At 53.5% G+C, this 9,826-nt stretch carries 7 protein-coding genes; 5 read left to right on the top strand and 2 right to left on the bottom strand.

Annotation, left to right across the window (positions count from 1 at the left end; all coding sequences use genetic code 11):
• Positions 1-185 precede the first annotated feature (185 nt).
• Entirely contained in the window at positions 186-1,457 is a 1,272-nt protein-coding gene (locus tag MRY86_RS25715; RefSeq protein WP_293570283.1) for a SpoIIE family protein phosphatase, read from the top strand.
• Here the strand turns inward: MRY86_RS25715 and MRY86_RS25710 are convergent.
• Complete coding sequence (locus tag MRY86_RS25710) at positions 1,454-1,636, bottom strand: hypothetical protein (protein WP_282784554.1); 183 nt, start codon at positions 1,634-1,636, stop codon at positions 1,454-1,456. The genes MRY86_RS25715 and MRY86_RS25710 overlap by 4 nt on opposite strands.
• A gap of 258 nt (positions 1,637-1,894) precedes the next feature.
• Between MRY86_RS25710 and MRY86_RS25705 the strand changes: the two genes are divergently transcribed.
• The 3 genes from MRY86_RS25705 (at position 1,895) to MRY86_RS25695 (ending at position 6,269) form a co-directional block, all read left to right on the top strand.
• Positions 1,895-5,152 (top strand): DUF2723 domain-containing protein, encoded by a 3,258-nt coding sequence (locus MRY86_RS25705; RefSeq protein ID WP_293570282.1) that lies wholly within the window; start codon positions 1,895-1,897, stop codon positions 5,150-5,152.
• Positions 5,139-5,585, top strand: coding sequence for a ribose 5-phosphate isomerase B (gene rpiB, locus MRY86_RS25700; RefSeq protein ID WP_293570281.1), 447 nt, complete (start codon positions 5,139-5,141; stop codon positions 5,583-5,585). Before MRY86_RS25705 ends, rpiB begins: the two co-directional genes overlap by 14 nt.
• Before the next feature lie 261 nt (positions 5,586-5,846).
• Positions 5,847-6,269: a transcriptional repressor gene (locus tag MRY86_RS25695; RefSeq protein WP_293570280.1), complete on the top strand. Its 423-nt coding sequence runs from the start codon at positions 5,847-5,849 to the stop codon at positions 6,267-6,269.
• A gap of 162 nt (positions 6,270-6,431) precedes the next feature.
• On the opposite strand, the gene MRY86_RS25690 is transcribed toward MRY86_RS25695, so the two are convergent.
• On the bottom strand, positions 6,432-7,295 hold the full coding sequence (locus tag MRY86_RS25690) for a DUF4625 domain-containing protein (RefSeq protein ID WP_293570279.1): 864 nt from the start codon (positions 7,293-7,295) through the stop codon (positions 6,432-6,434).
• Between the two features lie 158 nt (positions 7,296-7,453).
• Here MRY86_RS25690 and MRY86_RS25685 point away from each other — a divergent pair, with 158 nt between their 5' ends.
• Positions 7,454-9,811 carry a TonB-dependent receptor gene (locus tag MRY86_RS25685; RefSeq protein ID WP_293570278.1) on the top strand — a complete coding sequence of 786 codons (2,358 nt, stop codon included), beginning with the start codon at positions 7,454-7,456 and terminating at the stop codon, positions 9,809-9,811.
• Positions 9,812-9,826: the final 15 nt, after the last annotated feature.

Here is a 9,826-nt window from a genome sequence, read left to right as displayed (position 1 = left end):
TATCTCGTCGGCAACTTGTTCTAGCTCGCTCGGGGTGGGGGTTGGCTTCTTCATACTTTAAAGATAGCTAACTTGTGCAATTTGTTATACACACAATCTGGCCTTGACTTTAGGTGCCGAAGCGGAGTTTACTATATTTACTGCATACTGACCGGGAATACCTCCGGAAAACTACAAAATTAACCATGCCTGGTTTCTCAGATTTAAAAAAAGGACTGTCGAGCATCGAATCCCTGGAGCGTGAGCTAAACCTCAAACAGCTCCAAATCAATCGATTGCTGAACATCACCCAAGCCATCAACAATAATGTGTCGGCTGAGGGGCTGTTCAATATGTACCGGTCTTTCCTGAGCTGGGAAATCGGCGTAAAGAAAATGGCGCTCTTCGTTCAGGATGAGGAGAGCGGAAAGTGGAAATGTACGGCAAGCATCGGCATTGAGGAGGATATCCCTACCCCTGACGTCAGCAAGCAATTCCACAAATACACCCGCCTGATCAGTGTAGACGAGGAGGAGCACCCCTTCATTCGACGTTTTGATGTGGTCATCCCGGTGCGGCACAAGGAAAAATCCATTGCCTACGTCTTTATCGGTGGCTTTAACGAGGAAGATGACATGTACAACAAGGTGCAGTTCATCACTACCATCACCAATATCGTGGCTGTGGCTATTGAGAACAAGCGCCTCTTCAAGCGTCAACTGGAGCAGGAGCGCCTCAAGCGGGAAATGGAACTGGCGGGCGAAATGCAGCGCATGCTCATTCCCAAACAACTGCCTTATACCAGCTGCTATCAGCTCGACAGCATCTACAAGCCGCACTACGGGGTGGGCGGCGACTACTTCGACTTCATGGAGTTTGACAATGGGCGAATCATTTTCTGCATCGGTGATATTTCCGGTAAAGGAGTGGCTGCCGCACTGCTCATGGCTAACTTTCAGGCCAACTTCCATACGCTGATCAAGAAGCAAGCCGACCTGGGCGAGTTCGTCCGCGACCTCAATCATTCCGTCAACCTCATCACCAAAGGCGAGCGGTTCATCACCTTCTTCATTGCAGCCTACGATATGAAGACGCAGACGCTGAGCTACGTCAACGCCGGCCACAACCCGCCTGTGCTGGTCAACGATGGTCAGGTACAATTGCTGGACCGGGGGTGCACCATCCTGGGGTCCTTCCCGGAACTGCCGGAACTGGAAGTAGGCGCAGTTAACCTGGACGGCGAAGCCATCATTCTCACTTTTACCGATGGGCTGACCGACCTGCAAAACGAGAAGGAAGAATACCTGAACGAACAACAGCTGTACAGCTTCGTCCGCTCCAACTACAAGCTTACGGCAACAGACTTCAACCAAAAGCTTATGGGCTATCTCGAGGCCTTCAAAGGGGAAAATATTTACCCGGATGACTTCACGGTGCTCACGTGCAAGATTTTCACGCCCGGGCACAGTCAGGGCTAATCCACCTCTTCGTAGTCAATGTAGTCCTCATCGTTATCCTCGCGGCGTGACGCCTTCCGCTGGTCATCGTAACGGATTTGGTCCCGCTCCTCCTTCTGTCCCCTGCCAATAGCATTGGGGCCAAAAAAGAATTTGTAGGCAGCATAGAGGATCAGTCCGGTGACAAGAAGCTTGAGCATATCAAAACAGATTAGGCATGAATTTCCGGAAAGGAATTGAACCCTGCCGGTTTTCGGGTTTATGAAGAAGCGAAAATAAGCCTTAGTTCGGACTCCCCCGAAAAAGAAGGCTTAAATCAGGGAAGGTAGCCCCAAGTATTCAGCAGGCATTGCTGCCCTCCACTGCCAAGATTTTTTTACTTTTGCAATTCTTACTGCCGGAGCCTGGGCTAAAGTTACCGTTGCCTATTAGTAGCCGGCGAAAAAAGAAAAATATAAATGGGATCAACAAACCGCTTACACACTATCGCTGGCTGGCTGGTATTTGCTATCGCGCTGACGGTCTACTTTTTCTCCGCCGAGCGCACCGGCAGCCTATGGGACTGTGGAGAATTTATCCTTGGCGCCTACAAACTACAGGTGGTCCACCCACCGGGTGCCCCCTTCTTCATTCTTGTGGGCCGGTTGTTCACCTGGTTCGCAGAGCTCTTTTCTGACGCCCCGGAGGATATTGCCTTTGCGGTCAACCTGATGTCGAGTATTTCTACGGCTTTTGCTGCCGCCTTTGTTGCCTGGACAACCATCATCCTGGGCAAGATGGCGCTTGTAGGCCGGGAAGGTACACCGGACAGCGGGCAGAATATCGCACTTGCCGGCGCAGGAATTGTCGCCGGTCTGACCACTGCATTTGCCACCTCTATCTGGTTCTCTGCCGTAGAAGGTGAAGTCTACGCCATGTCCACCTTCTTCACCACCCTTACGCTATGGGCGATGATGAAGTGGTACAATCTGCCGGACACGCCTTCAGCCGACCGCTGGCTGCTGTTTACCGTATATGCTGCCGGGCTTTCTACCGGTGTCCACCTGCTCAGCTTGCTGACGTTCCCGGCACTGGCCCTATTCTACTACTTCAAAAAATACAATGAATACTCCTGGAAGGGCATCGCTATCGCTGCTGCGGTAGGCGTGGCGATCATCGTGGCGGTCCAAAACTTTGTGATCGTTGGCATTCCGGGGCTTTGGTCCACCTTCGACCTCATGATGGTCAATGGGCTGGGGCTGCCTTTCCACTCCGGCATTATCCCGACCTTCATCGTGGTAGCTGCCATCATCGTGCTCCTGTTGATGTATGTGCACGGAAAGATCACTTCTCCCGTCCCGATGTACGTGCTGGCGGGCGTGTTCCTGCTGATCGGGCTGTATGCTGAAAACAGCATGGGCGGTGGCCGGTTTATCCGTATGGTGGCTCGTGCGGCAGTTATCGGCGCTTTAGGCTTCTTCATGAGTTCGCTGCTTAACCGTTATCGGCGGGAGATGCAACTGTTTGCCATCGGCGCTGCACTGGTCATCGTTGCCTTCTCTACCATCGGGCTGGTGGTGATCCGGGCCAATGCAAGCCCGCCCATCAACATGAACGCACCAACTGATGCCATGCGCCTGTTGCCCTATCTCAACCGTGAGCAGTACGGTGAGCGGGCACTGCTGAAAGGTCCGCACTTTGATGCGCGCCCCATGAAGACAGAGATCGAAGACCGCTACGGCCGTAAAGGCGACCGCTATGAGATCGTGGACCAAAAAATCTCCTACGTCTACCGGGATCAGGATAAAATGCTGTTCCCGCGTATGGGCGATTACAGTCAGGGACGTCCGCGACTTTACAAACAGTGGGTCGGTATGGACCCAAGCAAGCCGCTCCCCCCGGGCCGGCCTAATCAGGCGGACAACATAAGTTTCCTGGTGAATTATCAGCTGGGATGGATGTACTGGCGCTACTTTATGTGGAACTTCTCCGGCCGGCAAAATGGAGAACAGGGTTTCTATCCCTGGGATAAATCTGCCGGCCATTGGATATCCGGCATCAAATTCCTGGATGAAGCCCGTCTGGGCAATCAGGATAAAATCCCGGAAGCCGAGAAAAATGCGGAGGGCCGCAACGTCTACTATATGCTGCCGTTCTTGTTCGGACTGTTGGGGCTGATTTTCCACTTCTGGAAACGGCCTAATGAGGCTACGGGGCTCCTGGCCTTGTTTATCATCACTGGTATTGGCATCATTATCTATTCCAATCAGCCTCCAAATGAGCCTCGTGAGCGGGATTACGTACTTGTAGGGTCCTTCTTCACTTATGCGATTTGGATTGGAATGGCAGTGCTGGCACTGTTCGAGCTGCTCAGGGAACGCGTCAAACTGGCTGGCCCGGTATCTGCCGCAGCAGCCGCCGCCGTTATACTCATTGCACCTGCACTCATGGGCACGCAAAACTTCGATGATCATAGCCGGATCCACCACACCGGTGCACGGGACTATGCCAACAACTTCCTGCAGAGTGTGGAGGAGAATGCCATCATCTTCACTTATGGTGACAACGATACCTACCCGCTTTGGTATGCACAGGAAGTGGAAGGCATTCGTACCGATGTACGGGTCGTTAACCTTAGCCTGATTGCGGTAGACTGGTACATCGATCTGTTACGCCGGAAGGTCAATGACTCTCCTCCGATCAAGATGACGATCCCTAGCGAAGCTCTGCGCGGCAATATGCGGAATCAAGTCTTCTACTACAACACATCAGGGCAGGATCGCCCTAAGACGCTTCAGAACTTCCTGGAGTTTATTGGCAGTGACCATCCGATCACCCTGCCGTTCTCCTCCGGTGCACGCGAGGTGGAAAGCTACTACGACACCAAGCAGGTCTACATTCCGGTCAATAAGCAGGAAGTCCTTGCCAAAGGCGTGGTCAGTGAAAAGGATACCGCCAATATTGTAGACGCCATACCGCTCAACCTGCAGTCCAAAGAATACATGATCAAGGATGAATTGGCGATACTGGACGTGATTGGCAGCAACCTTTGGGACCGCCCCATTTATTTTGCAGTAACGGCCAGACAGGAAAAGCTCTTCGGCCTGGACGACTACATGCAACTGGAAGGCCTGGCACTGCGCATCGTCCCCGTAAAGTCGAGTAGCGAGCAGCAATACGGCATCATTGGCAGTGGCCGGGTGGACGGTGAGAAGGTCTACGATAATGTCATGAACGAATTCATGTGGGGCAACTTCGATCAGAAAGAGCTCTTCGTGGACCGCAGCTACGCACCAAGTGTACAGAGCCATCAGCTGAGTATGCGCCGCGCCGCCCTACAGCTGCAGCGTGACGGGGAAACAGAAAAAGCGGTTGAGCTCATCGATAAGTACTTTGAAGTCTTCCCGGATATGAACTTCCCATACGATTACCGGGCCTACTACATGATTAGTGTATACCTCGAAGCCGGAGCGTATGAAAAAGCGAAACCGCACCTTCAGATTCTGGCGGAACGCACTGCTGACGAGCTGGACTACTACAACTCCCTCGATCCGGAAATTCTGGAGACCAGCTTCCAAACTGAATACATGCTGGCGATGCGCACTATGGACGATATCGTTCAGGCCGCCCGGCAAAACAATGACGAGGCATTTGCGCAGGAGCTACAGCGCCTGTTCGAGCCATTCCAAATGGAAATGCCGGAAAACATGATGCAACAACGCAATGGAGGACGCTAAAAAAACCATCGCCATCGGGTGCGACCATGCCGGCTACCCTTACAAAGACTGGATTATTGCTTTCCTTGAATCGGAAGGCTGGGCGGTCCGGAACTTTGGCACGGATTCACCGGATTCCGTTGACTATCCTGACTTTGTGCACCCAACCGCCGAGATGGTGGAATCGGGCGAGGCACAACTGGGGATTGTCCTCTGCGGCAGTGGCAATGGCGTGGCGATAACCGCCAATAAACATCAGGGCATCAGAGCGGCACTTTGCTGGCTTCCGGAGCTGGCGAGCCTGGCACGGGAGCACAACAACGCCAATATGCTCGCTTTGCCGGTCCGTTTCATTGAGGAAGAAACCGCTGTTGAGATTACCCGGGCCTTTTTGGCCGCTTCCTTTGAGGGAGGGCGGCACGCTCGGAGAGTAGGCAAAATTGCCTGTGGATAACCCTCTACAGTGATCCTCGAAAAGCCCCGCCTGCAACATCAGGCGGGGCTTTTTTTTGACCGAAGCTCGTCTCTCTGACTTCTAGAAGCAAAAAAGCCCGGAATTTCCATCCCAGGCTGCTGTATATTGAATTAGTATGAAAAAATAAACCTTTTAAATGCAACGTCGTTGCAATAATTCTTATTGTGCACGCCTCCCATTCAACCGAATCCCCCTCAATTTTGTACATTTGAAAGGCAATTAATTTATAAACTGCGCAGTATGGTCCGGGAAGAAGACATTCTCCAGAAACTGGAATCGCACCAACTACGGAAGACCGCTTTTCGAAAGGAGGTCCTTGAGCTTTTCATGGCTTCTGAAGGGGAAGCACTTTCTAATCAGGAACTCGAGTCTCAACTCGACAACCCGGACCGCATCACCCTTTACCGCACCCTCAAAGCCTTTGAGGACAAAGGGCTGATCCACCTGGCGGCAGACAGTGGGGGCATTAGCCGGTATGCCCTGTGCCTTGCCGATTGCACTACCCACGCCCACCATGATCAGCATGCGCATTTTCAGTGCCGGACCTGCGGCAAAACCATCTGCCTCGAAGGCGAAGTCGTCATCCGAGCCCAAGCCCCCAAGGGCTATAAAGTCGAGCGGGAAAACCTCACCCTTGAGGGGCTCTGCAATGAATGTCTTTAGTGCCTCAAGCCTATAAATTCTTGACACCCCAAGTTTCGTTCTTTTCCGCCTACTCTTCGTTGAAGAACCGCTCCTTTAGCTCGGGCTAAAGTCGCGAACCTTCGCCTTGATTAGTCGAAAAATAACTTCAACCTAAGTATCAGAAATCTATGACTTGAGGCACTAGTCCGTAACGACCACTTCAAAAGTAACCGGTTCAGCTATATTCCGCACCCCATCGTGTGCGTCCACCCTAAAGCGAAAGTTGCCGGCTTTCAGTGTCTGTGGAATGGTATATTCAAAATCGAAATTGTAATCTTTTTCCACTCCTGAATCAAAGGCGACATAAGCGCCTGTGCTAAAGGTATTGCCTGAGCTTAGGTCCGTGTAGCTCAGAAAGACAATGCCATTCCCCCCTTCGCTCAGGGAGTAGTTGTCGGTGACCGTCCCGGAAAAGGTAACGGTACTACCCTTGGCAGCAGTAAAGCTGGCTTCCGAAGGAGAGCTGAGCGTCAGGGTTGGCGCTTCTCCGTCTGTAGGATTGATCGCACGGATGCTGTAAAAATTGGCCAAAGGGTTGTCATTACCGGCTTCATCAATGACTTGTATCTGAAAATGATAAATGCCCGAAGTAACGTCTGTAGGCACCTGCAACTGCAACTGCTCTTCGGCAGCTTCACCCGAAAGCCCTTTAATATCGAGCACGGTCCAGTCCTCCGTCTGATTGCTCACATTCGGTACGGCGACGCCTGGTACGGCACTCCCCCCGTGCCCGTGGCAGTCAAAATTATTATGGATATCCACTTTGTACTGCGATAGCGAACGGTCGTCAGCAAAGCGCAAAGATGCCACCAGGGTCTCTCCACCAAGAACTGTAAAGACCGTGTCTTCAATACTTCCGCAAACAAGGCCGGCCTCAGGAGCAGGAGTCAGGGAGAGTATCTGCATAGATGGAGCAGATATATCCACTTCATCAGATCCGCCACAGCTCATGGCAAGCAATACGAAGAGGACAGTTCCGGTAAAAATAGTTTGAATTGAATTCATAAGTCAAAAGCGTCAGTTACTTCACAAAGATAACCTCCTAAAATGCAACTATGTTGCATCAAGTGCGTTATTTTGCAAGCCCAATAGCAAAATGGGCGAACATAGGTCCTTACAAGCTGCATATGAGAAAAAGAGCCTTTTTAAAATACACACTTGCCGTGCTATCATTTCTGCTGCTACAGACCGCAGCCGCGCAGGTTTCCGGCCGGGTGGTTGACCCACAGGCTGCCCCACTGACCGGAGCCACCGTATTGCTGTTGCCGGACAGCCTGGTCCGGATTGCAGATGAAGAAGGGCGGTTCCGGTTCAGCACATTGCCCAACGGGGCGCATCTCCTCCGGGTGTCTTTTGTAGGCTATGAGACGACAGAACAGCCCATCCGCTACGAAGGTGTTCCCATTCAGCTCCCCCCCGTCACGCTGCAGGATGCGCAGGAGCTACTGGAAACTGTGGTCGTCACCGAAGAGCACGCCAAGCAGGAAGAAACCCTAGCCACCGAGCACTTTACCGGGGCCGTGATCGAAGAAAACCTGCAGGGTACCTTCGCCCAATCTATCGACAAGCTCCCCGGGCTCAGCGCCATCAACATAGGCACGGGCATCGCCAAACCGGTGATCCGGGGCTTGTCCTCCAACCGCATCATCGTCAACCATCAGGGGATCAAGCAGGAGGGGCATCAATGGGGAGCAGACCACGGCCTGGAGATCGATCAGTTTGGGGTGGAACGGGTGGAAATCATCAAGGGGCCCGCTTCCCTGCAGTACGGATCAGACGGGCTGGGCGGCGTGATCAACATTATGCCCGGAAAAGTGCCCCCGGAAGGCGTTATACTGGGCAGCATAATGGGCCTGCACCGCACCAACAACGCCCACTGGGGCGGCTCTGCCAAGCTTGGCTTCAACCTCAACGGCTTTTTTACTCAGGCCCAGTACAGCCATCAGGACTTTGCCGACTACCGCGTGCCGGCAGAGACCTTCGACTACAACACCTTTAGGCTGCCCATCATCGATGAACGGCTCAAAAACACGGCAGGCAATGAGCGCACCATCAGCGTCACCACTGGGCTCAACCGCGACTGGGGCATCACCCGCCTGACCTTCAGCCGCTATCAGCTGGAAGCCGGGCTGTTCTCGGGCGCCGTGGGTATCCCCCGTTCCTACGCCCTCACCGATGATGGCAACCGCCGGGATATCGACATTCCCAAACAGGAAGTGGAGCATACGCGCCTGAGCCTGCATCAGGACCTGGTGCTGCCGCAGGGGCACATCAATTTCAACATCGGCTATCAACGGAATCTGCGGCAGGAGTTTTCCTTTCCGGAATTCCACAGTATTCCCAGTTCGCAGATTGACCCCGGCAATACGCTCGGGCTGCAGTTTTTGCTGGAAACGTTCAGTGCTGACCTCCACTACGAGCGCGAAGGCACCAACGGCTGGCGGGAAGTCTACGGCGGCAACGCGCAGTGGCAGTTCAATGAACGGGCAGGCTTCGAGTTCCTGTTGCCTGACTTCCGCACCTTCCGGGCGGGAGTATTCGGGCTGGTGGAAAAGCAGCTTTCGGAGGACCTGCTTGTCAACGGCGGGCTGCGCCTCGACTATGCCACCAACGATACGGAGTTCTACCGGCAGTGGGTGTGGGACAGCAATGAGAATATCACCGATTCCCTGGTTGCGCCGGTCACGACGCCGGAGTTTTTCAACTGGTCCGCCTCAGCTGGGCTTTCAGCTGTGCTTTGGGAAGACCGCGCTCAGTTCAAAGCCAATATTGGCAAAAGTTTCCGGGTACCTTACCCGGCAGAGACGGTTTCCAATGGCATCCACCACGGCACCTTCCGCCACGAGATGGGCACGCCCGGGCTGGACTCCGAGCATGGGTATCAGCTTGACCTCAGCCTGGAGTGGGAACGCCCCCGCTTTTCCGGTATGGTCGCGACCTACTTCAATTACTTCGATAATTACATCTACCTGGGACCGACTTTCCCGGCCCGTTTTTCGCCCCTGCCAGAGTCCGGGCAGATTTTCCAGTACCGGCAGGATGATGCCATTTATACCGGTTTTGAGGTGCAGTACGACTGGGATTTTTTCCCCCGCTGGCGCTTTTCGCAAACCGCCGACTTCGTGCAGAGCTACAATATTCGCACCCAACTGGCGCTGCCCTTTACGCCTCAGCCCACGGTACAAAGTAGCCTACGCTATACGGTGGAGCCCCAGAACAGCCGGGTCGCTTCCTTCTACGCTGAGGTCAGCCATCAATACGCCTTTGCTGCGAAAGGCCCCTACCGTGTAGACCGGTCGGAACGCTCCACGCCTGCTTATCAACTATTCGGGGCAGCACTGGGGCTGAAGTTGCACTGGTTTGGGCCGCAGCCGCTGCAGTTTAATGTGCAGTTGCAGAATGCCCTCGATGTCTTCTACCTCAACCACCTGAGCCGCTATCGCCTGATCAATGTGCCGGAGCAGGGCCGCAACGTCAATATCAGCCTGAAAGTGCCCTTTTGGGGGCGGTTGAAACGATAAGAATCTCCCGCATTT

The organism is Phaeodactylibacter sp., from assembly GCF_022763345.1.
Classification (GTDB): Bacteria; Bacteroidota; Bacteroidia; order Chitinophagales; family Saprospiraceae; genus Phaeodactylibacter.
This window is presented reverse-complemented; position numbering and strand designations above follow the sequence as displayed.

What these genes read in the sequence shown, in the direction of transcription:
- MRY86_RS25705 (WP_293570282.1), top strand. Translation starts at nt 1,895, where the DNA reads ATGGGATCAACAAACCGCTTACACACTATCGCTGGCTGGCTGGTATTT.
- MRY86_RS25710 (WP_282784554.1), bottom strand. Translation starts at nt 1,636, where the DNA reads ATGCTCAAGCTTCTTGTCACCGGACTGATCCTCTATGCTGCCTACAAA.
- MRY86_RS25715 (WP_293570283.1), top strand. Translation starts at nt 186, where the DNA reads ATGCCTGGTTTCTCAGATTTAAAAAAAGGACTGTCGAGCATCGAATCC.
- MRY86_RS25695 (WP_293570280.1), top strand. Translation starts at nt 5,847, where the DNA reads ATGGTCCGGGAAGAAGACATTCTCCAGAAACTGGAATCGCACCAACTA.
- rpiB (WP_293570281.1), top strand. Translation starts at nt 5,139, where the DNA reads ATGGAGGACGCTAAAAAAACCATCGCCATCGGGTGCGACCATGCCGGC.
- MRY86_RS25690 (WP_293570279.1), bottom strand. Translation starts at nt 7,295, where the DNA reads ATGAATTCAATTCAAACTATTTTTACCGGAACTGTCCTCTTCGTATTG.